The following is a 24,102-nucleotide window of genomic DNA, read 5'->3' on the forward strand; positions in this document are numbered from 1 at the left end:
CGTGTTATCGCAACACTTCTGATTTGATTTTGTTAAATTTATTTATAAGAATGCAATACATGAGTAAAATCAAGTTGTCCGCGATCAGTACTACAGCGCCTAAAAAGCTGGATAAAGAAAAGATAAAGGCCAAAACCCAGGAGATTCTACAGGAACTCGATGAACTACAAAACCTGCTTTATGCACAGCATAAGCATAGTATACTGTTGGTAGTACAGGGAATGGATGCCAGTGGAAAAGACGGTGTGATCAAAAATGTTACCGGTACACTGAACCCCCAGGGCTGTACAGTGCACTCTTTTAAAGCTCCCAGTACAGAAGAATCAGAACATGATTTTTTATGGAGAGTACATCAGCAGGCACCTGGCAAAGGAATGATACAGGTATTCAACCGTTCTCATTACGAAGATATCCTGATACAGCGTGTACACAAATGGATTGACGATAAAATGGTGCAAAAACGGATCGAGGCGATTAATGATTTTGAGAAATTGCTGACCGTTCACAATAATACCCATATCATAAAATGCTATCTGCATGTGTCACGGGAAGCACAGCAGCAACGCCTGGTTGAACGCACTGAAGATCCACGTAAGATGTGGAAGTATAACGAAAATGATTTGACAGAAGCCAAACTCTGGGATAAGTATATGGAAGCATATGAGGATGCTATAAATCGCTGTAATTATGTACCATGGCTTATTGTGCCAGCCGATCAAAACTGGTATAAAGAATATTTGATAGCCCTAACGTTAAGGGATACACTGAAATCATTGCAAATGAAATATCCCCGTTTAAAGAAATAATGGATTAATAATTAACGGCTTCGGGGATTATGCTTTATTTTTGTTCACTTATTTTAACCACTAAAACCTTGCATTATGTCGTTCATCAAAGAATTTAAAGAGTTTGCCATGAAAGGCAATGTAATGGATCTTGCTGTGGGTGTGATTATTGGAGCTGCGTTTGGAAAGATCGTTACATCTTTGGTAGATAATATTCTGATGCCCATAATAGGGTTATTTACCCGTGGCAAGAATTTTAATGATCTCTTTGTATTGCTTGACACTAGTAAAGGAGAGTTTGCAACCCTGGCAGAAGCAAAGGCCAAAGGCGTGGGAGTATTTGCTTATGGCGCATTTATTCAGAGCATAATTGATTTCCTGATTATCGCTTTCTGTATTTTCCTGCTGGTAAAATTCATGAATAGACTGACCAAGAAAAAAGAAGAAGACCCTGCTCCAGCTGAATTATCTACACAGGAAAAACTGCTCACGGAAATCCGTGATGAACTGAAAAAATCAAAGTAAAAATCTTCATAAATACCCCCGCCATCATATTTCTTCCCGACCGGGAGAAATATGATGGTTATATATGTATACTCACCTTAAATATTAAATTGATGAAAAAATTCATTTTATCCATTGCCTGCTGTATGCTATTGCTTACAGCTGTACATGCACAAAATGACTGGATGAAGAAGTCACGGGAGGAAGCTGCCGGGAAAATTAAGAAAGACCCTACTGATCCCAATGACACCATTCCCAAATTATGGCGGAAAGGGATGAACATTAATGTAAATATTAACCAGGGATCATTGAGCAACTGGGCTGCAGGTGGAGATAATTTTTCTCTCTCTGTAGGTTCCAATCTATATGCCTGGGCATTCTATAAAAAAGGAAGGCGTTCCTGGGATAATGTGGCTGATCTTGCCTTTGCATATCTCAATACCACGAGCCTCGGAGGTCGTAAAAGTGATGACCGCATTGACCTGACCACCAAATATGGCTATGATATCGGCAACAACTGGTATGTAAGTGGGCTAGTGAATTTACGTACACAATTTGCCAACGGTTACCTGTACCCTTCAGATACTACAAAACAGTTGTCTTCCAAGTTCTTTTCACCTGCATACGTCCTGGTATCACCAGGTTTTGACTATAAACCCAATAATTCATTTTCTTTATTCCTCTCTCCTATTACTTCCCGTTTTGTGTTTGTAATGGATGATTTTCTTTCAAAACAAGGAGCATACGGTGTAGATACAGGTAAACATTTTAAATATGAAATAGGTGCTTATCTGTCTGCCAATTATGTAAAGACGTTTGCGAAAAATATGACTTATAAGGGCCGGCTGGATCTTTTTTCAGACTACTTACATAATCCACAAAACATAGATGTGTTTTTCACCAATGCCCTGGAACTCAAAGTTAATAAGTGGATATCCGCTTTATTGACAGTAGATATGATATATGATGATGATGTAAAAGTGTTTGAAAATAAAGAAACTGGAGTAATGGGCCCCCGACTGCAGATTAAGCAGGTAATAGGGGTTGGTTTTGCTGCGAAGTTCTGATTAGCTGGATTTTTGTTATTTTTGATATCGCACATAGGTACCGTGTATAAAAGAAGTCCGGATGTAATGTATCCGGCATTCATTTCTCGCAGTGCCTTTGTGCGAATTCTTTTTAAACCAAGTATTAAATACATTACGTGAGCGAGCAAGCACCTGTCTATAAGATCAAATTACCGCAATTTGAAGGTCCTTTTGACCTGTTGCTGTTCTTCATCGAGCGTGATGAACTGGATATTTACAATATTCCTATCAATACCCTCACGCAGGATTTTCTGGCCTATATTCACCATATTGAATCATTGAATATTGAGCTGGCCAGTGAGTTCATTCTCTTTGTGTCTACCCTGATGCGCATCAAAGCAAAGATGCTGTTACCGCGTAAAGAGGTAGATGAACAGGGAAATGAAATAGATCCGCGTATGGAGCTGATAGACAAGATCCTTGAGTATAAACGCTATAAGCTGGCTGCGGCCGAATTGGCTGAAATGGAGGCCGATCGTATGCTGCAGATTAAGCGTGGAAATATAGCCAAAGAACTGGCTGAAATCGGAGAAGCTACCAGTGAAGGTACAGAGGTGCAGACACTTACCCTCTTTAAGCTGACCAAAACCTTTGAAAAGGTGATGCAGCGCATGAAAGAGCGCGATAATAAGCCCCAGCACGTAGTATATAAGTATGATTATACGATGGAAGGTTCCAGGATGTATATGGAAGAATTAGCAAGGGCAGAGCGGACATTATCTTTCGAAAAAATATTTGATCACTGTAAAGACCGCGTGCATGCTATATTCCTGTTCCTGAGTATGCTGGAACTGGTACAAATGAAGCACATGGGCATTATGGTGGGAGAAGGAAGAAACAACTTCATTATTGAATATATCGATCCTTCCGACAGGGAGGAGGAACCCGCAGGAACTTTAATAGATGGCTGAGAAACGTGAAAATATCGGAATTGTTTCCTTACCGGAATACGCACATGTAGATCCAGGTTTTGTAGTATCTGGTCTCTGCGAATTAGGCAACAGCTTTTTTGACCAGATTGGTGTGCCCCACCGGCATGATTTCTATACCATTTACTGGATTAAGAAAGGTAAGCTGTTACATACTATTGATGCGGTTACGTATGAAGTTAAAAAGAACACCCTTTTCTTTGTGGCGCCAGGACAGGTACATAACCTGCAGGCCACAGAAAAGATTGATGGATTCATGATTGCATTCCGCGATGCTTTTATGTGTTTAAAAGACCAGACACAGGTATCGGGGATTAACTCCGGCCTGTTTTTTAATAGTCAGTTCAGCAGTGTAATACATCTTAATGATGAACAGGAGAAGGATATTGATGCTGTGGTTCGCCTGATGATGAAAGAATTAACCCTTCATGAACCTGAGTATGAAATGGCCCTGCATGGCTTGCTGCGTTACTTCCTGGTACTGGCATCACGTATTAAGGGTGAAAATGTGGGCATTTCTCCGGAGCAACATGCGGTTCACAATAGTTCTGTCTTCCTGAAATTTAAAAATCTGATAGAAGAAAAGTACCAGGAGTTAAAGACGGTATCTGATTATGCCGGGTTATTGCATATAAAACCCGTACTGCTGAATGAAATCAGCAAGCAATTATCCGGAATTACGGCCGGAGAGCACATCCGTAACCGGGTAATCCTGGAAGCGCAACGTTATTTATACAATACAGATCTAACTGCTAAAGAAATAGCCTACAAGCTGGGTTTTGATGATCCTCACTATTTTAGCCGCTTTTTTAAGAAATATACCAACCAGAGCCCTTCCGAATTTAAAGAGGCCTCCCGCTCTTCTGCAAGCCCTTCTGCCTAGGATTTCCACGAATTTTAAAAAAAGTCCATCACTAGCAGCGTTTTATCCATTCTTGAATGGTGTTACAACATGTACTTTTGTGTTGTCTTAAGGAGGCAAACAATATGAACACAAAAAAACATGTAAGCCAGATCGTAATTGCCGCCGCACCACATATGGTAGGTGACGGTTTCAGGGTACAAAGCACTTTACCCGGAGGCACCCGTTCTGAAAACAACGTGATCAGCCCATTTATTATGATGGACTACGCCGCTCCCAACTACATACCACCAAGCCCAAGGCCACGTGGCGTAGGCGAACATCCGCACAAAGGTTTTGAAACAGTAACCATCGTATACCAGGGCGAACTGGAACACCGGGATTCTACCGGTAGCCATGGATTTCTGTATCCTGGTGATGTACAATGGATGACTGCCGCAGGAGGAATTTTACATGAAGAGAAATATAGCGAAGCATTCACTAAAACAGGTGGTAAAGTAGAATTTGCCCAGCTGTGGGTAAATCTTCCCAAAGCATTTAAACAGAACCCACCCGCCTATCAGAATCTGACTAAAGCAGATATACCTGTAGTAAAGGTGAGTGAGGAAGGTTATGTAAGAGTAATTGCCGGAGCATATAATGGTACTAAAGGCGCTGCTACTACTTTTTCACCTGTGAATGTGTTGGATGTACGTCTGAAGAAAGACGACAGCATCACCTTCAGTGTAGCTGAACATTTCAATACCGTAGCCGTGGTTTTTCAGGGAGAAGCTGATATTAACGGACAACCGGTAAAAGCAGTAGAAACTGCTTTATTCGAAAAGAATGGCACTGACATCACGATTACTGCTCTGAAAGACACTGCTATGGTGGTGTTGAGCGGCGAGCCGATAGATGAACCCATTTTTGCATACGGTCCTTTTGTAATGAATACGGAAGAAGATATCAGAGTGGCTATCGACGAATACAACACCGGTAAAATGGGCGAATTACGCTAATCACTTATCTAACAATACTAAAACAAAAAACTATATGACAACCTGGAAAATTGATCCTTCACACAGTGATGTACAATTCAAAATCAAGCACCTGATGATTACGACCGTAACAGGTCAGTTTGCAAAATTTGAAGGTACCATGCAAACTGCTGATAATGATTTCAGCACTGCCAATATATCTTTCGAAGCAGACATCAATAGTATTTCCACACAGAATGCGCAACGTGATGCACACCTGCAGGCAGCAGATTTCTTTGAAGCAGAGAAATACCCGAAGCTGACATTTGTGTCTAAAGAAGTAAAGAAAATAGACGCAGATACTTTTAAACTGGTAGGTGATTTAACCATCCGTGATAATACCCGTCCGGTAGAACTGAATGTTGAATTTGGTGGTGAAGTAGTGGATCCATATGGTCAGACTAAAGCTGGATTTGAATTAAGCGGCAAAATTAACCGTAAAGATTTTGGTCTTACTTTCCATGCTACTACAGAAACCGGTGGTTTATTACTGAGTGATGAAGTGAGGTTACTGGCGAGTGTACAAATGATTAAGCAATAAAGCATTTTCATTGTTATTATTTAGATATGCTGTTCATTTACAGCCCTGTATCCCGGATAGCATATCTGAATAATAACAATGAAATAATATTTGAAGAAAATGGATATTCTGAATAAACTCGAATGGCGTTATGCCGTTAAGAAATTTGATCCGGCTAAGAAATTAAGTGCAGCACAGCTGGAAAAACTGGTAGCCGCAACAAGGCTCTCAGCGTCTTCCTATGGTTTACAGCCATATAAGATCCTGATTGTGGAAAATCCGGCGGTGCGTGAGCAATTGAAATCGGCATCGAATAATCAGTCGCAGATAACAGATGCTTCACATCTGATTGTATTTGCGAGATATACAGATCTGAATGACTCTCACGTAGATGACTATATGAATAATATAGCGGAAACGCGCAACATAGCCTCTGAGCAGCTGACAGGCTTTTCTGATATGATGAAAGGCACTGTTACCCGCTTAGGTGCAGAAGGAACAGCTATATGGAGCTCAAAACAGGCTTACCTGGCATTAGGTACCCTGCTGACTGCAGCAGCTGTTGAAAACGTTGATGCCTGCCCAATGGAAGGCTTTGACACTGCTAAATATGATGAAATTCTAGGACTGAAAGATAAGGGACTTACTACCGTAGTAATTGCTGGTGTAGGATTCAGAGCAGCGGATGATGCGATGCAACATGCTAAGAAAGTACGTAAGCCAATAGCAGAATTGGTAGAAACGATATAAGAATCAATTGACAGGAACCATGCAAAAGCCGCGCAATATATTGCGCGGCTTTTTTGTGGGGATGATTTACCGGGTTTTAAACCGCAGGAAGCTCCGGCGTTTTTTATTGCCGATTAATTTGTAATTTGGGCCTCCGCACTGATTTTTCTAACGAGAAAAAATAAAAAATAAACATGAAAAGATTTGCATCTGCCAATTGGCAAGGTACCGGTAAAGAAGGTAAAGGCACTTTAACTTCTCAGTCAACTGTGTTAAACAAGACTCAATACTCTTTCAGCAGCCGTTTTGAAGATGGTATTGGTACTAACCCTGAAGAACTGATTGCAGCAGCACATGCTGGTTGCTTCACCATGAAACTGAGCTTTGTTATCACAGGAGCCGGTTTTACACCTGGTAACATTGATACCAAATGCACAATCACACTGGATAATGGTGCTATCACCAGCAGTCACCTGGAAGTAACAGCCAGCGTTGAAGGTCTGGATGCAGCAAAATTTGCTGAGTTTGTAGCAGACGCAGAAGCTAACTGCCCTGTAAGCAAACTGTTAAATGCTACCATTACTTCTGATGCGAAGCTGGTGTAAGTAAGCATAAGGTCAAAAGCTAAAAGCAGAAAGCTATTGAGCGAATGATCCAGGCGGATACGAAAGTGTTTGTTTGGGAGATTCATCTCAATAGTTTTCTGCTTTTTGTTTTACGCCTTCCTCTTTTTGTCCACGCTTTTCAATAGATCATCCATTCTCCACGCGGGCGTTTATAGCGATATTTGTGATGTATTAAATAAAGGAGATTAAGTTATGAAAAAAGTTATTCATCGTGCAGATACCAGAGGATATGCTAACCACGGTTGGTTGAAGAGCCATCATACATTTAGTTTTGCTAATTTCTATGATCCTAACAGGATTCACTTTGGTGCATTACGTGTATTGAATGATGACGCAGTAAAGGGCGGAATGGGCTTTGGCGCTCATCCTCACGATAATATGGAGATCGTATCCATTGTATTGGATGGTGCATTGGAACACCGTGATAATACCGGAAAACAGGAAGTGATCCGCAAGAATGATGTGCAGATTATGAGTGCCGGAACAGGTGTGGTTCACTCGGAGTTCAACGCTTCAAAAACAGACGATGTCAACTTCCTGCAGATTTGGATAATACCTGCAGAAAGAAATGTTACGCCCCGGTATGATCAGAAAACATTTGATCCTGCTGCCCGTGAAAATGCTTTACAGGTAGTGGTTTCACCAGATAAAACAGCCGATGCCCTCTGGCTGCATCAGGATACCTGGTTTACCTTAGGTAAATTTGATGCAGGTAAAACAGTGGAGATTACGCCTAAAGCAACGGGGATAGGCAGTTACCTGTTCCTGCTGAGTGGGGAAGTAAAAGTAGATGGTGAAGTATTGCAAACCCGTGATGCGATTGGCTTGTCTGAGTATGACAAGGCTAACATTGAGGTCATTAAACCGGCAGAGTTTTTGCTGATAGATGTACCAATGCTGAACTAATCATACACATTACTATATACTAACCCGTTACATCTAAAAAAGATCAGCCGATAAGGCTGGTCTTTTTTTTCTATTTTTATTGCAGTTATTATTAAACAGCCACTACAGAGACATCCGCCATGCTATTAGCTACAGATCTGGACGGTACTTTTTTAGGAGGTACCCCTGAAGATAAAGAACGCCTATATACACTGTTACATGATAATAAAAGTATACAATTGGTATTCGTAACAGGAAGAGGCATACGCAGTGTATTACAGTTATTGGAAGACACCGCGCTGCCCCGGCCGGAATATATTATTTGTGATGTGGGTGCTACCGTTACGCACCTGCCTACCCTTGCAGCTGTAGAACCAGTGCAGTCAAATATTGCAGCCAGATGGCCTGGTGATCATGTGAGAGAAACACTGAAAACAGTAAGAGGATTATTACATCAGGAAGCACACCAGCAATACCGTTGTTCTTATTACTATGATGAAGGTACAGATATTGATGGCGCCAGACTGGTAGCTACTTCTCTGCAATGCGACCTCGTGTTATCTGCCGGGAAATATCTTGATGTATTACCTGCTGGTGTTAACAAAGGATATACACTACAGCAATTATTGGAAGTATTGGCGTTGTCGCATCAACAGGTATTGGTAGCAGGTGATTCTATGAATGACTATTCCATGTATGCAACGGGCTTTAAAGGCGTTGTGGTAGGTAATTCGGAACCCGAATTAGTAGCGCGTACTGCTGCCATGGCGCATGTATTGCAGGCACGGCGGGCAGGAGCCGGTGGTATACTGGAAGCCATGGAATTTTTTCCGGAGTTCGGCATTTATCTGTAAAAAGAAGGTTAAAAGTGGCGGGTGGAATAGAAAAAGATTGTACCTTAGAATAGGTCTTTACACACAAATTAATATGGATATTGACAACAGCGTTTGGTATGATGAATAGCTTTTTAATCATCATTTAAATTGATAAATCAATACACCATGGAAATGACAACTCCCACCGAAGAACTGCACCAGCAGCTTAATTCCTGGAAAGAAGAAGTAAATGAAGTGAGAACTGAAGTAAAGATGATGCGGGACAGATTAGAGCAGATTTCGCTTAGTAATGCATCCAGGGAAGTAATGACTAATGTTGAACATTTTGAAAACCGTTTACTACGCCAACGTGAGGTAGCAGATGAAATGCATCACGACATTAAGCAATGTGCTAAAAAGATATCAGATACGCCCGTAACTGTAATTCATGATGACCGGCCCGTGGACGATTTTGACACCATACAGCATCGTATGGAAATATTCCAGAAACTATATATAGCATTAAAAGAAGACTTCAATCATTTTGCTTTGTGAACTCAAAATGACTATTGAAGTTTTTTTACTTTATGCTCTATTTTATGAATGATATCATCCAGCTGTTGTGTGGATTCATGTAGCCATTCCATAAGCTGGGAGTTGAGATGTCTGTCCTGGTTGCTTTTATCAAACAGGCCGGTAATGCTGAGTATGGAAACGACCGGACGGCGTATTTCATGAGAATTGATCCAGGCAATTTCTTTCAATGTCCTGTTTTGTTCCTCCAGCTGTATAGCTTGTTTTACGTGTTTGTCTATGTCCTGCATCATACCAATCATGCGCAAAGGCGCCTTGTCTTCATATATGATAAAGGCACGGTCCACCACATATTTATAGTATCCGTCTGCGCATTGAAACCTGTATTCTTCTGACCAGTAGTTAGAGCCGGCAGCAATACAGGCAGCGAGTGACGCATTGATCCGGGCATGATCGGCGGGATGTATGTTTTCCTGCCACCACTGTACGAGGTCAGTATTTTCATTGCTGTTATACAGGAAGAGGTTTGACAAGCCGTGATTCCAGGTAACCTGATTTGTAACCAGATTTTTGTCATACACTGCATCGTTGGTGGCCTGTGCCAGCAGTTCATAGCGCATACCCAACTCTCTTGCTTCTTTGCTGGCTTTCACTTCGGCATCTACGTCTTTGGCCATAATAAAGCGGGCGTTCTTTCCGTAGTAGATAGCCGGTAATGAATATATTTCCACAAAGAAATTAGTGCCATCTTTTTTTCGGTGCCGCCATATTCCTCTATACTCTGTGCCATTGCACCGTTCTGCTGCGTTGTCAATCAAAAGCGGTATATCTTCTTTATTACGTATATCCTTCAACGTTATCTCCATGAAATCCTTTCTGCTATAACCATATTTTTGGATGGCCGCGTCATTAACAGAGAGGAAGCGCATAGTAGATTTTTCATAGATCCACATGGGAATCGGATATTCATTAAACAGGTGCTCAAATTGGAGGGAGCGCTGGTTACGCCAGCCGGAGGCAATAAAAAGTATGATGAAGATGCTACCGGATATTAGAATGCTGCCGGCAAGCAAGAGGGCATGCTGTCCGGATCCGATTTTTATGAGGAGATAGCTGTTTATCAAAATGACAAGTAACAACAAACATAGACAAGCCATCTTTAATGGGGCATTCCGCATGACCTGATTTTAAAGATAATTTAGCCAAATTTTAACCAATAGAAAAATTATCTCAGAGCATTATGATTGATACTATTTTTTATATTATAACTGATCATAATTCAAGAATAATTTCGTTGCTTGCAGGATATCCTACGCAGGTAAGCACGAGTCCTTCTGCCAGCTCTTTATCTGTTAATACTTCATTGACAGGCATCCAAACTTTACCACTTACACATTGGGCGGTACAGGAACCACATACGCCTCCCTTACAACTGTAAGGCAGCAACACTTCGTTTGCCAGGGCATAGCTCAAAATGGTTTGATCGCCTGGAATGGAGAGCTGATACTCCTGGTTACGATAACGTATCAGCACATTTTTGAGGTGATGATCAGCCGGCAGCGGTGTTTTAGCAATCCGGGCATCGGTATTTACCACGAAATTTTCTTTGTGCAATTGTGTTTCCGGAAAACCCATAAATGTAAGGGTGAGCATAATGGTGCGCATATAGTCTGGCGGTCCGCAGAGGAAAAACTGTGCATCCTCACGGGGATAGCGTATATGCGTTGTTACCAGTTGTTCCAGTAAAATATTATTGAGTCTTCTGTAGGCATGATGGCTGTCCGGGTCATTGCTGAAAAGATATATAATCTGGAGTTGTTCGGGATATTGTGTCTGCCATAGCTGCAGTTGCTTATAGAAGATCGTTCTTTCCGGTGTGGTGTTACTATAGATGAGTTTAACGTGTGCACCTGGCTCTTTCTGCAGGATGTGTTTCAGCAACGAAAATACGGGCGTAATGCCACTACCGGCAGCCAGGAGGAAAATGTCTTTTACGGGTGCAGCCGTCTTTTCATAAGTAAAACGTCCGGAGGGTTCGAGTGCGGTAACGATATCTCCTTTTTTCCAGGAATGGATCAGATGCCGGGATATTTCGCCATTTTCTTTTTCGCGGATGGTAACGGATAGGAATGGGTCTATGCCGGGTGTAGAGCTGAATGAATAAGAACGTCTGTACTCCTTATTGTTGAGGGTAATAAGGAATGTCAGGAATTGTCCTGCGAGGTATTCAAGTGGCTCCGGTGTGGTATTCTCCAGTTGGTAGGTGTAAGTACCGGGTGTTTCGCGTATGATATCCGTTATCCTGAGCTGAAAGTACATGGGAAGGAAATAATTACGAATTAGCAATTACGAATTACGAATTTGGTGGGAGATGGTCAACGATCAATCGCTTCTATCTACTACCAAATTCGTAATTCGTAATTATTAATTCGTAATTCTATTTAAATGGTCACCGTAATTTTTTCCTTCAGCATCTCCCTGGTAGTGCGGGCAATGCCGGCGGCATCAAATCCGCATTCGCGATAGAGTTCTTCCGGTTTACCGTGTTCTATTAATCTATCAGGGATGCCTAATCTTTTTATTTCTGCTCTGTAGTTGTTGGTGGCCATAAATTCTATTACGGCGCTGCCGAAGCCACCTACTATGGTTCCATCTTCCACGGTAATTATCTTGTCGAATGACTGGAATATTTCGTGGAGCATGGCTTCGTCCAGTGGTTTTACAAAGCGCATATCGTAGTGAGCGGGTTGCAGCCCATCTCCTATCAGTTCTTTACAGGCTTCTGTAACGAAGTTGCCGGTATGTCCGAGGGAGAGAATGGCAATATCTTTACCATCACGGATTTTACGGCCGGTACCAGCTTTGATTGCTTTAAACGGTGTACGCCATTCGGGCATTACACCTTGTCCGCGTGGATAGCGGATAACATAAGGCATATCGTTTTCCGGTAGTTGTGCGCTGTACATCAGGTTACGCAGTTCTTCTTCGTTCATTGGTGCGCTGATGATTACATTTGGGATACCACGCATATAGGCGATATCGTAGGCGCCATGGTGTGTAGGTCCATCTTCTCCCACCAGTCCTGCCCTATCCAGGCAGAATATAACGGGGAGTTTTTGAATGGCTACGTCATGAACGGCCTGATCGAACGCACGTTGAAAGAAAGAAGAGTAGATCGTACAGAATACACGCATGCCCTGGGTAGCCATCCCTGCGGATAGGGTTACTGCGTGTTGTTCACAGATACCAACATCGAATGCTCTCTGCGGCATTTTCTCCATCATAAATTTGAGGGAAGAGCCGGAAGGCATAGCGGGGGTGATACCGATGATTTTATCGTTTTGTTCTGCGAGTTCAATGATGGTGTGGCCAAAAACGTCCTGGTATTTAGGAGGTTGAGGGGTGGTCACTGGTTTTTTGAATATTTCGCCGGTGATTTTATCGAACAGTCCTGGCGCATGCCAGGTGGTTTGATCTTTTTCTGCGAGGGCATAGCCTTTACCTTTTGTGGTAACGATATGCAGCAGTTTGGGGCCGGGAATATCTTTCAGGTCCTGCAGGGTATCAGCCAGTTTGGTGATATTGTGGCCATCGATGGGGCCAAAATAGCGCATCTTCAGTGCTTCGAAGAGGTTACTGGATTTGGATACAACACCTTTGAGGCTGGCTTCCAGTTTGGAGGCCATGTCACGGGTGAATTTTTTGCCTACAGGGAGTTTTCCCAACAGGTTCCATACATCGTCCCTTACTTTGTTGTAGGTGGGAGAAGTAGTGATATCTGTGAGGTATTCTTTCAATGCACCCACATTAGGATCTATGGACATGCAATTGTCGTTCAGAATAATGAGCACATTGGCGTTAGCTACGCCGGCGTGATTCAGTGCTTCAAAGGCCATGCCTGCTGTCATGGCGCCATCGCCAATAACGGCAATGTGCTGACGGTCAAATTCACCTTTATAGTGGGAGGCCATGGCCATACCCAGTGCTGCAGAAATGGAGGTAGAGGAGTGGCCTACACCAAAGGTGTCGTACCGGCTCTCATCTCTTTTCGGAAATCCGCTGAGTCCTTTGTATTTCCTGTTGGTAGGAAATGCTTCCCGGCGACCGGTCAGGATTTTATGACCATACGCCTGGTGACCTACGTCCCATACTAACTGGTCGTATGGCGTGTTATAAACATAATGCAAAGCTACTGTCAGCTCGACTACACCAAGACTGGCCGCAAAGTGGCCACCATGCACACTTACAACGTCAATAATGTATTGACGCAGCTCCTCACATACCTGGTGAAGCTGTTCTTTATTCAGCTTTCGCAAATCAGCGGGATATTCTATCTGGCTCAACAGTTGACCTGCCTTAATATTCATAATTGGGCTCAGGGTTTATATTAAGTAACAAAAATACATAAAAATATGTGGTAAATCGTGATCCTGTACCAGGAAACTAGGACAGAATGGAGATATCTCACCATTCAGATAGAGGCATCTGCCATTTACCAATTTTGATTCACCATTTATAACATTTAGGTTTCTGCGGGGGGAGCTGTAGGGTATTTTTGGAATATAGGTGAAGTTTACTAATTTGATTTAATGTTTAGACAAATAAACAAATATTGGTGGTGTCAGATTTTGGGGTGGTCGGCTTATTTCGTGTTAAATTGTTTTTTTTACTACGCCCTTGATAAGTCGATACTTAGACTATCTGACTTCATTAATTTATTGATATTCATTACATTAGGACTTTCCTTAACGCATCTTTTCCGGACATTGATTAACAGGCGTAACTGGGTAACTTATAGTTCTGAAAAGCAGATTTTTTTATTTTTTACCATGGTGGCTGGTACGGCAGTGACGTTATATATGAGTTATAACGGGCTGATGTACTTTGTATTTAAATATAAGCAGGAAGATCTTGTTCCCAGCATCATCAAGGGGCTGGTATCTGCATTTGGTATTGCTTTTTTCTGGTGGATGATCTACTATATCTGGCACTATATAGAACGGAACAGGAGTTCACAGGTAGATCAGTTGAAGCTGGAAACGACCGTGAAAGAGCTGGAACTTAAAACAATTAAGGCCCAGTTAAATCCGCATTTTATTTTTAATGCGTTAAACAGTATCAGGGCGTTGGTAGATGAGAATCCTCAACGAGCCAGAACCGCTATAACAGAGCTTTCCAATATATTACGCAGTTCTATGCAAACGGAGAAGGCGGAGACAGTGAGTCTGGAAAACGAATTGAATATAGTAAAGGATTACCTTGCACTGGAACATATCCGTTTTGAGGAGCGCCTGAATGTGAAGTATGAAATTGATCCGGATACATTGGAGTTGCAAGTGCCACCTATGATGTTGCAAACACTGGTGGAAAATGCCATCAAGCATGGTATTTCCCGCATTATCAAAGGAGGCTCGGTTTATATTAACTCTTCCCTGAAGGGTATGCAGCATGTAATTACCATTGAGAATACCGGACAAATAGTAGAAAACAGTATAAATGGCCATGGCTTTGGTTTACAAAGCACCAGGCAAAGGTTAAGTCTTTTGTTTGGCAGCAGGGCTTCTTTTGAAATCAGGAATAAAGACGAGCAAACGGTAGAAGCTACTGTAGTAATGCCCTTGCTCTAATCACTTGTTATAAACTGCTGTAGCCGCTGAATAGTGGGTATGGCTATTATTATTTAATTAATTAAATCATCAACCAAACTTCATATTGCCAATGAAAAAAGCATTGATAATAGATGATGAACGCCTGGCCAGGAGTGAACTGAAAAAATTGCTGGCAGATCACCCGGAGATAGTGGTGGTGGGAGAAGCTGTGAACGCGAAGGATGGTATAGAAAAGATAGAAACACTGCATCCTGATTTACTGTTTCTGGATATCCAGATGCCCGACAAGACGGGGTTTGACTTGTTGGCAGAGCTGGAAAAAACACCCCAGGTGATTTTCACAACTGCATACGACGAGTATGCATTGAAAGCATTTGAGTATAATGCACTGGATTACCTGTTAAAGCCAGTAGAGCCTAAGCGTTTGGCGGATGCGATTCATAAATTGCATCAGCAGGATGAGAAGGATCGTTTGGCTGCATCAGGTGGTATCCGCAACTTATTGTCTGAGAATGACCAGGTTTTTGTGAAAGACGGGGATCGTTGCTGGTTTGTGAAATTGCAGGAAATACGTCTGTTTGAAAGCGTAGGTAACTATGCGAGGGTGTATTTTGAAACGAACAAACCTTTGATTCTTAAATCATTGAATGCGCTGGAAGAAAGGCTTGACGAGCGTACTTTTTTCCGTGCCAACCGTAAACATATTGTAAATCTGCGGATGATTGAAAAAATTGATACTTACTTCAATGGCGGTCTGTTGCTGGAAATGCGCGGCGGCGAAAAAATTGAAGTGAGCCGCAGGCAGGCAGTGAAGTTTAAGGAAATGATGAGTCTGTAAAAAAGCTTTTAGCCGTTAGCTATTAGCAGTTAGCCGAATGCAGCGGAGTAATATACTTGCTGTATTCGGCTAACTGCTAATAGCTAATGTCTAAAAGCTTTATGCTTTTACTGGTACAGAATGCACGGCATCTGCCAGTTCTTTAATCAGCGAAAGGTCTTTTTCGATGGCGTTGCCTACTACAAGGATATCAGCGCCGGCTTTGCAGTTCAGGTAAGCCTTTTCAGCGTCCCTGATACCTCCACCTACAATAATGGGGGCCTGTACCTGGCTCGCAACACGACTAATCATACTTTCCGTGATAGGTACACGGGCGCCGCTACCGGCATCCATATAAATCACTTTCATGCCCAGCATTTCACCAGCCATAGCGGTACACATGGCAATATCTGCCTTGTCTGCCGGGATAGGTGTGGTATTGCTGATATAGGATACAGTAGTGGGAGCTCCACCATCAATCACCATGTAACCGGTAGAAATCACTTCCAATCCACTTTTTTTGACAGCAGCAGCGGATACCACATGCTGGCCAATCAGTAGTTCAGGATTTCTGCCAGAGATGACAGACAGGTAAAGTAAGGCATCTGCATATTTAGATACCTGTGAAGGGCTTCCGGGAAATAATACAACGGGTATATCACAGCTGGCTTTCAGCTGCTGTACGCATTCATCAAGATGATCAGAAATCACCAGGCTGCCTCCAAGGAAGATATAGTCAACTTTGGCAGCAGTGCATTTGGCTGCAATTTCTATGATATCGGCAGGTGTTACCTTATCCGGATCAATTAAAACCGCGAATGCCTTTTCCTTTTTAGCCTTTCTTTCGATGAACGAAGTGTATATGTTATTGTACATCAATAGCGCATTGTTCCGGTTGTCGCAAATGTATAATATTTTTATTAATAACACACAGTGCTATATAAATATGCATTCAATTCATTTTCTATTCATGAACTTCATGATACCTACTTCATTATATGTTATACAACTGCAAATTTCTTGTTAACGACAAATTTTAAGCCGGATTTCTTTAGGGGTTATAACAAATGTGTTGGCAAACTGTTTGAGCAATTATCCACAATCTGTGCAAAATAAAAGGATCAGTCCCCGTATTTAAAAATTAATTTTAGAGTACTCCGCATTACTAACTCATTTGTATCACCTAAGAAAAAGTTATGGGCATGAAAAATCCAGTCAATAGTACGAGTGGTCTCGCGTTCTCCCGTCATTTTACTAAAGAAGGTGTGAGTCCTTACGATCAATTTACGTATGAGCTGCGTTCTTCCGTTATACGCAATCCCGGTGGGGATATTGTTTTCGAAATGAATAACGTGGAAGTACCAGCAGGATGGTCGCAGATCGCCACGGATATACTGGCACAGAAATATTTTCGAAAGGCGGGTGTGCCGCAACCGGATGGTACATCGGGGCGGGAAACTTCCATAAAGGAGGTAGTACATCGTATGGCTAATTGCTGGCGCGCCTGGGGGGAGAAATACGGTTATTTTGCGTCTGAACAGGATGCCAGGATATTTTATGAAGAGCTGAGTTACGTGATGCTTAATCAATCTTGTGTGCCTAATTCTCCACAATGGTTCAATACGGGGCTATTTGAGAGTTATGGTATCAAGGGAAAGCCTCAGGGGCACTATTATGTGGAGCAACATACCGGGCAACTGGAAAAATCGACTTCTGCCTATGAGCGTCCTCAGCCGCATGCGTGTTTCATTTTGAGTGTGAGTGATGACCTGGTGAATGAAGGCGGCATTATGGATTTGTGGATGCGGGAAGCGCGCATTTTTAAATATGGTTCCGGTGTAGGCACCAATTTTTCTCATATCCGGGGAGATGGAGAGAAATTGAGTGGAGGCGGGACTTCCAGTGGATTAATGAGTTTTTTGAAGATTGGAGACCGGGCAGCGGGTGCGATTAAATCAGGTGGTACCACCCGGCGGGCAGCAAAAATGGTGTGTCTGGATCTGGATCATCCGGAGATCATGGATTTTGTTAATTGGAAAGTGGAAGAAGAAAAGAAAGTGGCCGCGCTCATTGCTGCAGGCTATTCTTCTGATTATGAAGGGGATGCATATAAAACTGTTTCAGGTCAGAATTCAAATAATTCCGTTCGTGTTCCTAATACTTTCTTTCGTGCCCTGGAAGCGGACGGTGACTGGGAATTAAAAGGCCGTAATGGTGGTAAAACCCTGAAAACGGTGAAGGCAAAGGACTTGTGGGATCAGATTACCTACGCCGCCTGGCGTTGTGCTGACCCCGGTACTCAGTATGATACCACCATTAATGAATGGCATACCTGTCCACAGGGTGGGCGTATCAATGCGTCCAATCCATGTTCAGAGTATATGTTCCTGGATAATACCGCCTGTAACCTGGCATCGGTGAATCTGCGGCGGTTTTTTGATGATGAAAAGAATCTCTTTGATGTAAAGGGTTTTGAATACACTGTGCGGTTATGGACCGTGGTGCTGGAGATTTCTGTGCTGATGGCGCAATTTCCATCTAAAGAAGTGGCTCAGCTCAGTTATGAATATCGTACGCTGGGTTTGGGGTATGCCAACCTTGGGTCTATGCTGATGGTGAGTGGAATTGCTTATGACAGTGAAGAGGCTCGTGGTATTGCGGGAGCTCTTTCCGCTATTATGACGGGAGTTGCTTATAAAACATCAGCAGAGATGGCTGCTCATCTGGGCGCTTTTCCACGATATGGGGAAAACCGGGAAGATATGCTCCGGGTAATGCGTAATCACCGGGCAGCGGCCTATGATGCGGTAGATGCCTATGATGGCCTCGAAATAAAACCCAAGGGCATTGATGCACGGTACTGTGCAGATTACCTGCTGAAAGCTGCTACTAAAGCCTGGGATGAGGCGGTAAAGCTGGGAGAGCAATACGGTTACCGTAATGCGCAGGCGACTGTTATTGCGCCAACGGGTACTATTGGTTTAGTGATGGATTGTGATACCACCGGAGTAGAACCGGATTTTGCGCTGGTGAAATTTAAGAAGCTCTCAGGCGGTGGCTATTTCAAGATTATTAACCAGTCGATTCCCACAGCGTTACAAAACCTGGGCTACTCCCCTCACGAAATCAAGGCTATTGTGGATTATGCCAAAGGAACTGGCAGTTTTGCGGGAGCGCCTTATATTAACCATCCCTCCCTGAGTGAAAAGGGATTTATGGGAGAAGAATTGAAGAAGCTGGATACGGCTGTGGCGTCTTCCTTCGACATTTCCTTTGTTTTTAATGTGTATACTTTGGGAGAGGAATGTTTGCAGCGGTTGGGATTCAAGGCAGAAGAATATTATAACCTCGAGTTTAGTTTACTGCATGCGCTTGGGTTTACAGATGATCAGATAGATGCCGCCAACGATTTTGTATGTGGCACTATGACGGTAGAAGGAGCTCCTTACCTGAAAGATGCGCATTTGTCTGTTTTTGATTGTGCAAATAAGTGTGGCAAGCATGGTGAGCGCTATATTCATCCCCATGGTCATATCAGGATGATGGCGGCTGTGCAGCCATTTATTTCAGGGGCTATTTCAAAAACCATCAATTTACCTAATGAGGCAGTAGTAGAAGAAATTGCGGATGCCTATAAGATGAGTTGGCAATTGGGGCTGAAAGCCTGTGCTTTATACCGCGATGGCAGCAAATTAAGTCAGCCATTGAGCAATAAAAGCGATAAAAAGAAGAAAACGGAGGCTGGTACAACACCAGCAGTGGTGCAGGATTTGAACCAGTTGACCATAGATGAGTTACTGGAAGAAGTAAATAAACGGATGTTGGCCAGCAGGGACACTACGTTGAAGCGGCAGTTGTCGAGGATTGTGGAGCGGCAGGCTTTACCATCCAAGCGTGGTGGGTTTACACAGAAGGCGAATGTAGGTGGGCAGGTTATTTTTGTGCGTACCGGGGAATACATTGATGGTACGTTAGGTGAAATATTTATCGATCTGGCAAAGGAAGGCTCCACATTGCGCAGTTTGATGAACTGCTTTGCAATAGCGGTTTCTGTAGGATTGCAGTATGGGGTACCGCTGGAGGAGTTTGTTGATAAGTTTGTATTTACGCGGTTTGAACCGGCTGGTATGGTGGATCATCCCAATATTAAGTCTGCTACATCATTGATTGACTACATTTTCCGTGTGCTTGGATATGAATATCTGGGGCGAACAGACCTCGTGCATGTGTTAGATGCGCCAGGTAATACAGGAGAAGATGAGGAAGAAGACGAAGCGACCCGTTCGCAGGTGCCGGTAAATAATGGAGGAAAGGCAGCGCCGCGTACTCCCAAAACGCAGACTGTTGGCGTATTTCAACAGGAAAGTACCACACAGGATTATTTGAAGAGCATGCAAAGTGATGCGCCAGCGTGTAATACCTGCGGGCATATCACTGTGCGATCCGGAACCTGTTACAAATGTTTGAATTGCGGCAGCAGTATGGGTTGTAGCTGATTTGATGTTGCAACTTCTTGTTAATGATATGTTATTGTGCCTCTAAAATTTCAAAGAAAAATAACATGCCCTTACCTTTGTATTCAAATAGGGTTTTCATAGGATAGTAACAAATTGAGGGCGCTTTTCTAGGCGCCCTTACTTTTTTTAAGAAATACCTGATTTTACCTTTCTCTTTTGGGGTTAAGACTTCTCTCTTATTTTTTACCGCCCAATTTTCCATTTGATTTTTTTCTATTTAAATCGATTTTGTTGCATCTTTTAAAATTATGCCTTGAAATATTTGAATATTTCTAATATTTGTACTTTTGTCTGAGTCACGGTATAATTTTATTATATTTGTTATTGTATTAATTTTTATTATGGTTACTGTCCTATGAAAAACCAAATATTCCTACACCGCATGACTCATCATGCACTGTAAATGACTCTCGAAAGCAATGGTTCGTCCATTGCTTTTGTTTTTTCAGGGGTTTCTACGCATATTTTTTAATCTATTAGAAATCTCAAAATATAATTGTATTTTTAGACTCGAAAATTTGACACCTTATGAAAAAGCTGTTGTTAATGCTGTTGGTAGTTTTGGCCGCAGCCGCTTCAGCAAATGCCAACACTGGTTTCAAGAATGGAGATAACAACGGAGAGAAAAACGGTGATAACAACGATAACCGTAATAACTCTAAAAACGCAAATAATACCAAACCTGTACGGGTAGAAGAGTTTGTGTTAATGTTTCCACGAGTTGAAACAGCTGAGAAAGTTGATGAAGGCGAGTTGGAAAAAGCTATTGTGGATTTATACAAGTGGTATTTACAAAACGAGACCAAATTAAATACAAACGACTTCCTCAAGGGAAGTGGTAAGGAGTTGGCTTTCCCTTTTAAAGTGGATCCCAAAACCTTGCAGCAATATTTCCTGTTCATCAAGAAAAACTTCCCTGGTTTCGGCGAAGACGATCTGTCTAATGTAAAACGCGGCCGGAAGAAAGAAGCACCTGTTACAGTGCGTGATGAAATGGATAATCCTATGTCGATTTCAGTTAACAGATAAAATCGTTTTGCCAGGCGATAATGCATTTAGAGTTCAATTACAATAAGGGGGATGTGTTGCATGCATTGCGCTATCATTTTATGCAGAGGGGAGAGATAAAAGTCTTCCGCAATACCCTTATTATCCTACTATTAGCTACACTAACAGGTTATTTTTTCAGCGTGGTAACCTCGGCCGCACTTACTGGTATTGTTCTCATGATATTGGTGCTTGGCTGGGTATTCTGGTATCTCCTGCCTGTTTCTATCTACAACAAAGCAGCTACCTTCAAAGACAGTATACATCTTAAATACTCCGAAGATGGTTTATTAATTTCTACACGCGCGAGCGACCGGCAGCGGGCTATCAGCTGGAGTAACTTTTCTCAGGTAGTGGAAACAAAGAAATTCTTCTTCCTATACAGGGACAAAAAAACCTTCTTTCTTATTCCCATCAGTGCATTCGAAACTGAGGAGTCATACCGGAACTTCAGTAGTATGTTAAAGGCTAAGTTCAGCAATTACAAATAATACCATGGATTTATAAATCCATGGTATGAAATACGCTGAAATGCAGGATATGATTCATTGTTTTGGCACCAGACGTTACCTGTATCAATTGATTCATATACCCGATATCTGCTTTCAGTTTAGTATTGAACTGGTAGCCAAATGCTGCCAGGAAGCGATTCTGATCAAATAGCAGGTTGCTGATATCATTTCCCCACAGATTAAGAAAAATTTCATCTTGCAAGGCTACGTAAAAAGGGGTTGTTTCTTTTTTATGTTTAATGGCCAGTTGTGTGCGGTTGAAGTAGCGTGCCCGGTTGCCGTATTTCCAATCGCCGATGGCATGTGCGTTACCTGGTTTTGAGGGTTGCGCCACCCAACGTTGTTCCAGTCGTACCCGATGCGTCATATCAATTTTCTTCGCCTTATGAATATACTGTTCGAAGATGCGTTGTTCCGGTAACCAGGTATTGCTGATGCCATTATAGGTAGGCACGTACGCATAGCCCAGTAAAATATGGTCCTGTTTGGTCAGCGAATATTGTAGTCCGCCGCGCATCAGTAATTGTCCTTTATTGCTGATGCCATCTCTGATACGTAGTTGAACATCAAATGGAACTGCCCATTTGTTATTGAGTTTCATGGTACCAAAATAGGTATACCAATTTTGGTAGGCTTGCGTCATATCCTGTGCTGATACAAAACGGACAATGGCCAGCAGGGCCATTGTGAGCAGTACTTTCCTCATAATTGCTGAATATAGGTTCGGCTTAAAGATAATTAAACCGGTGCTAAAAAAAGAAAAGCGCCTGCAGATGCAGGCGCCGTCACATTGTTGTTTAGCTATAGTTGATTGTTGTATCAAAACTTGTTATACCACAGTTTGGTGCCTTTGAAGTCGCCGCCAACAGCTGTTGCGGCCGCGTCATAATTGGCTTTATTCTGTGTTTGTTCCGGTATTGGATAAGTTAAACGATAAGGCACTCCTTCTGTAACACTTGCGTCCAGTACCCCGGATTTAGGCGCCATAAACAGCGGTTGTCCACCTGGTTTTTTAAATTTCAGCCTGGTTCTTTCAAACCATGCCTGGAAACCTTGTGGGTACAGTGCCAGCCATTTCTGGGTGCCGATTACATTTCTCCAGTCTGCCGCTGTATAAGGCACTTTGGCGATATAAGCATCGATGGTGGTATCTGCGATGGCTGTTTTAGTCAGATCGCGCCAGTAATGCATAGATGCTTTGATACCGTTGGTATAATGTGTAGCCGCATCACCTACGTTCATGCCGCGTGCGGCTGCTTCTGCCAGGATGAATTCTACTTCTGAATAACTCATCAGGATGCCTGGCATAGTAGTGCTATATATTTGTGTGCCGGGAGTAGCGTAGAAAACATCTGATTTGTGCTGCGGATCCGAGGTAGTCCAGCCATAAGGTAATCCTCTGAACACCGTATCGGCTTTGGAGGGCCGTGCGTATATTGGCAGGCGTGGATCATTCAGACTATTCATGTAATCCAGCAGTGTAGTGCTTATGGAGAAGTCGATGATAGCCCGATCCTTATCATTTTGCGGATATCTGTTGGGGACCGCATCTACATACTGGAATTGTGCTCCCTGTAGATTGTTACTAATGGCTTGTTGATAATTGGCTTCAATGATCTGTTTTGCTTTTTCCGGATTGGCGTCTACCATACGGATGGCCATGCGCAGGAGGAGTGAATGTGCCAGTCTTCTCCAGCTTTCGACATCCCCTTTGTAAATAATATCTCCTGTACTAAAACTGGTCTGCGAAGCGTCCAGTATCGTTATTTGCGCCTGCAAGGTATCTATCAGCGAATTATAAATTGCTTTCGGATCATCATATTTAGGCGCAATGTTGGTCGTATTCTGGAACGCCTGTGAATAAGGTATATTACCGTAGGTGTCTGCCAGTACCTGGAACAGCCAGGCGCGCATGATCTGGGCAATAGCGTTTTGATTGGCTACACCTGGCTGACCAGCTTTGGCTTTATTCATCGTAATGAGGGCGTCCAGGTTATGCAGCGAATAAGTGTACAGTGTATTCCAAAAGGCGGTGTTATTACCTTCATCGAGTTGATACTGGCTATCTGCTACTCTTGCATTACCTGACCAGAATTGTGCATAATGCATGGCGATAAAGCCATTCTGTAAACCGCTGTAGAGTATGTCCATTGCCGATTTCTGGGCTCCGGTGAGCAGATATTGTGGTTCTGTGGTGGTGGGTCTGGTTGGATCCTTGTTCATATCATCCAATTTTGTACAACCGATGATAGCCAGGGAAGCAATAAAAAGTAATGCACCACTATATTTCAAAATCGTCTTTGTCAT

23 protein-coding genes are annotated in these 24,102 nt (G+C 42.7%); 17 read left to right on the forward strand and 6 right to left on the reverse strand.

The features are described from left to right. The first annotated feature begins 59 nt into the window (after positions 1-59). The 12 genes from AB4Z08_RS07575 to AB4Z08_RS07630 all read left to right on the forward strand — a co-directional run bounded on the left by AB4Z08_RS07575 (position 60) and on the right by AB4Z08_RS07630 (position 9,314). Positions 60-806, forward strand: a complete 747-nt coding sequence (locus AB4Z08_RS07575) for a PPK2 family polyphosphate kinase (protein WP_441573126.1) — start codon at positions 60-62, stop codon at positions 804-806. A 75-nt stretch (positions 807-881) separates the two neighbouring features. Continuing rightward, the gene (gene mscL / locus AB4Z08_RS07580; RefSeq protein ID WP_441573127.1) at positions 882-1,310 is read left to right on the forward strand and encodes a large conductance mechanosensitive channel protein MscL; all 429 of its coding nucleotides are present in this window, start codon (positions 882-884) and stop codon (positions 1,308-1,310) included. 92 nt (positions 1,311-1,402) lie between these two features. After that, positions 1,403-2,356 carry a DUF3078 domain-containing protein gene (locus tag AB4Z08_RS07585; protein ID WP_441573128.1) on the forward strand — a complete coding sequence of 318 codons (954 nt, stop codon included), beginning with the start codon at positions 1,403-1,405 and terminating at the stop codon, positions 2,354-2,356. A 137-nt stretch (positions 2,357-2,493) separates the two neighbouring features. Further along, positions 2,494-3,288, forward strand: coding sequence for a segregation and condensation protein A (locus AB4Z08_RS07590; RefSeq protein WP_441573129.1), 795 nt, complete (start codon positions 2,494-2,496; stop codon positions 3,286-3,288). Then, positions 3,281-4,189: a helix-turn-helix domain-containing protein gene (locus AB4Z08_RS07595; protein ID WP_441573130.1), complete on the forward strand. Its 909-nt coding sequence runs from the start codon at positions 3,281-3,283 to the stop codon at positions 4,187-4,189. The genes AB4Z08_RS07590 and AB4Z08_RS07595 overlap by 8 nt, the downstream gene beginning before the upstream one ends. Before the next feature lie 104 nt (positions 4,190-4,293). Further along, the gene (locus tag AB4Z08_RS07600) at positions 4,294-5,166 is read left to right on the forward strand and encodes a pirin family protein (RefSeq protein ID WP_441573131.1); all 873 of its coding nucleotides are present in this window, start codon (positions 4,294-4,296) and stop codon (positions 5,164-5,166) included. Between the two features lie 34 nt (positions 5,167-5,200). Further along, on the forward strand, positions 5,201-5,725 hold the full coding sequence (locus AB4Z08_RS07605) for a YceI family protein (protein WP_441573132.1): 525 nt from the start codon (positions 5,201-5,203) through the stop codon (positions 5,723-5,725). 99 nt (positions 5,726-5,824) lie between these two features. Next, positions 5,825-6,454 carry an NAD(P)H-dependent oxidoreductase gene (locus AB4Z08_RS07610; RefSeq protein ID WP_441573133.1) on the forward strand — a complete coding sequence of 210 codons (630 nt, stop codon included), beginning with the start codon at positions 5,825-5,827 and terminating at the stop codon, positions 6,452-6,454. A 173-nt stretch (positions 6,455-6,627) separates the two neighbouring features. Continuing rightward, a complete protein-coding gene (locus AB4Z08_RS07615; RefSeq protein ID WP_089891713.1) occupies positions 6,628-7,038 on the forward strand; it encodes an OsmC family protein in 411 nt (136 codons plus the stop codon). Positions 7,039-7,251: 213 nt separating this feature from the next. Next, the gene (locus AB4Z08_RS07620; protein ID WP_441573134.1) at positions 7,252-7,965 is read left to right on the forward strand and encodes a pirin family protein; all 714 of its coding nucleotides are present in this window, start codon (positions 7,252-7,254) and stop codon (positions 7,963-7,965) included. A gap of 119 nt (positions 7,966-8,084) precedes the next feature. Beyond that, positions 8,085-8,798 carry an HAD-IIB family hydrolase gene (locus AB4Z08_RS07625; RefSeq protein WP_441573135.1) on the forward strand — a complete coding sequence of 238 codons (714 nt, stop codon included), beginning with the start codon at positions 8,085-8,087 and terminating at the stop codon, positions 8,796-8,798. Positions 8,799-8,945: 147 nt separating this feature from the next. Then, positions 8,946-9,314, forward strand: coding sequence for a hypothetical protein (locus AB4Z08_RS07630; RefSeq protein WP_441573136.1), 369 nt, complete (start codon positions 8,946-8,948; stop codon positions 9,312-9,314). Between the two features lie 11 nt (positions 9,315-9,325). Here AB4Z08_RS07630 and AB4Z08_RS07635 read toward each other — a convergent pair whose 3' ends face one another. The 3 genes from AB4Z08_RS07635 to dxs form a co-directional block, all read right to left on the reverse strand. Then, positions 9,326-10,471, reverse strand: coding sequence for a PAS domain-containing protein (locus AB4Z08_RS07635; RefSeq protein WP_441573137.1), 1,146 nt, complete (start codon positions 10,469-10,471; stop codon positions 9,326-9,328). 94 nt (positions 10,472-10,565) lie between these two features. Then, complete coding sequence (locus AB4Z08_RS07640) at positions 10,566-11,612, reverse strand: 2Fe-2S iron-sulfur cluster-binding protein (protein ID WP_441573138.1); 1,047 nt, start codon at positions 11,610-11,612, stop codon at positions 10,566-10,568. A gap of 122 nt (positions 11,613-11,734) precedes the next feature. Then, on the reverse strand, positions 11,735-13,660 hold the full coding sequence (dxs, locus tag AB4Z08_RS07645; RefSeq protein ID WP_441573139.1) for a 1-deoxy-D-xylulose-5-phosphate synthase: 1,926 nt from the start codon (positions 13,658-13,660) through the stop codon (positions 11,735-11,737). Positions 13,661-14,122: 462 nt separating this feature from the next. On the opposite strand from dxs, the gene AB4Z08_RS07650 reads away from it, so the two are divergent. Together AB4Z08_RS07650 and AB4Z08_RS07655 are read left to right on the forward strand one after the other, a co-directional pair. After that, the gene (locus AB4Z08_RS07650; RefSeq protein ID WP_441573140.1) at positions 14,123-14,920 is read left to right on the forward strand and encodes a sensor histidine kinase; all 798 of its coding nucleotides are present in this window, start codon (positions 14,123-14,125) and stop codon (positions 14,918-14,920) included. Positions 14,921-15,011: 91 nt separating this feature from the next. Further along, positions 15,012-15,740: a LytR/AlgR family response regulator transcription factor gene (locus tag AB4Z08_RS07655; RefSeq protein ID WP_079469799.1), complete on the forward strand. Its 729-nt coding sequence runs from the start codon at positions 15,012-15,014 to the stop codon at positions 15,738-15,740. Positions 15,741-15,839: 99 nt separating this feature from the next. Here AB4Z08_RS07655 and AB4Z08_RS07660 read toward each other — a convergent pair whose 3' ends face one another. After that, on the reverse strand, positions 15,840-16,595 hold the full coding sequence (locus AB4Z08_RS07660; protein ID WP_133806845.1) for a geranylgeranylglyceryl/heptaprenylglyceryl phosphate synthase: 756 nt from the start codon (positions 16,593-16,595) through the stop codon (positions 15,840-15,842). Between the two features lie 326 nt (positions 16,596-16,921). Here AB4Z08_RS07660 and AB4Z08_RS07665 point away from each other — a divergent pair, with 326 nt between their 5' ends. The 3 genes from AB4Z08_RS07665 (at position 16,922) to AB4Z08_RS07675 (ending at position 21,774) form a co-directional block, all read left to right on the forward strand. Further along, entirely contained in the window at positions 16,922-20,215 is a 3,294-nt protein-coding gene (locus AB4Z08_RS07665; RefSeq protein WP_441573141.1) for a vitamin B12-dependent ribonucleotide reductase, read from the forward strand. Between the two features lie 549 nt (positions 20,216-20,764). Continuing rightward, positions 20,765-21,265, forward strand: coding sequence for a hypothetical protein (locus AB4Z08_RS07670; RefSeq protein ID WP_441573142.1), 501 nt, complete (start codon positions 20,765-20,767; stop codon positions 21,263-21,265). 20 nt (positions 21,266-21,285) lie between these two features. Then, positions 21,286-21,774, forward strand: a complete 489-nt coding sequence (locus AB4Z08_RS07675) for a YcxB family protein (protein ID WP_441573143.1) — start codon at positions 21,286-21,288, stop codon at positions 21,772-21,774. A gap of 10 nt (positions 21,775-21,784) precedes the next feature. Here AB4Z08_RS07675 and AB4Z08_RS07680 read toward each other — a convergent pair whose 3' ends face one another. Continuing rightward, positions 21,785-22,501, reverse strand: coding sequence for a DUF2490 domain-containing protein (locus AB4Z08_RS07680; protein WP_441573144.1), 717 nt, complete (start codon positions 22,499-22,501; stop codon positions 21,785-21,787). Positions 22,502-22,614: 113 nt separating this feature from the next. Further along, complete coding sequence (locus tag AB4Z08_RS07685) at positions 22,615-24,102, reverse strand: SusD/RagB family nutrient-binding outer membrane lipoprotein (RefSeq protein WP_441573145.1); 1,488 nt, start codon at positions 24,100-24,102, stop codon at positions 22,615-22,617.

It is taken from the genome of Chitinophaga sp. RAB17 (assembly GCF_052114225.1).
Lineage (GTDB): Bacteria > Bacteroidota > Bacteroidia > Chitinophagales > Chitinophagaceae > Chitinophaga.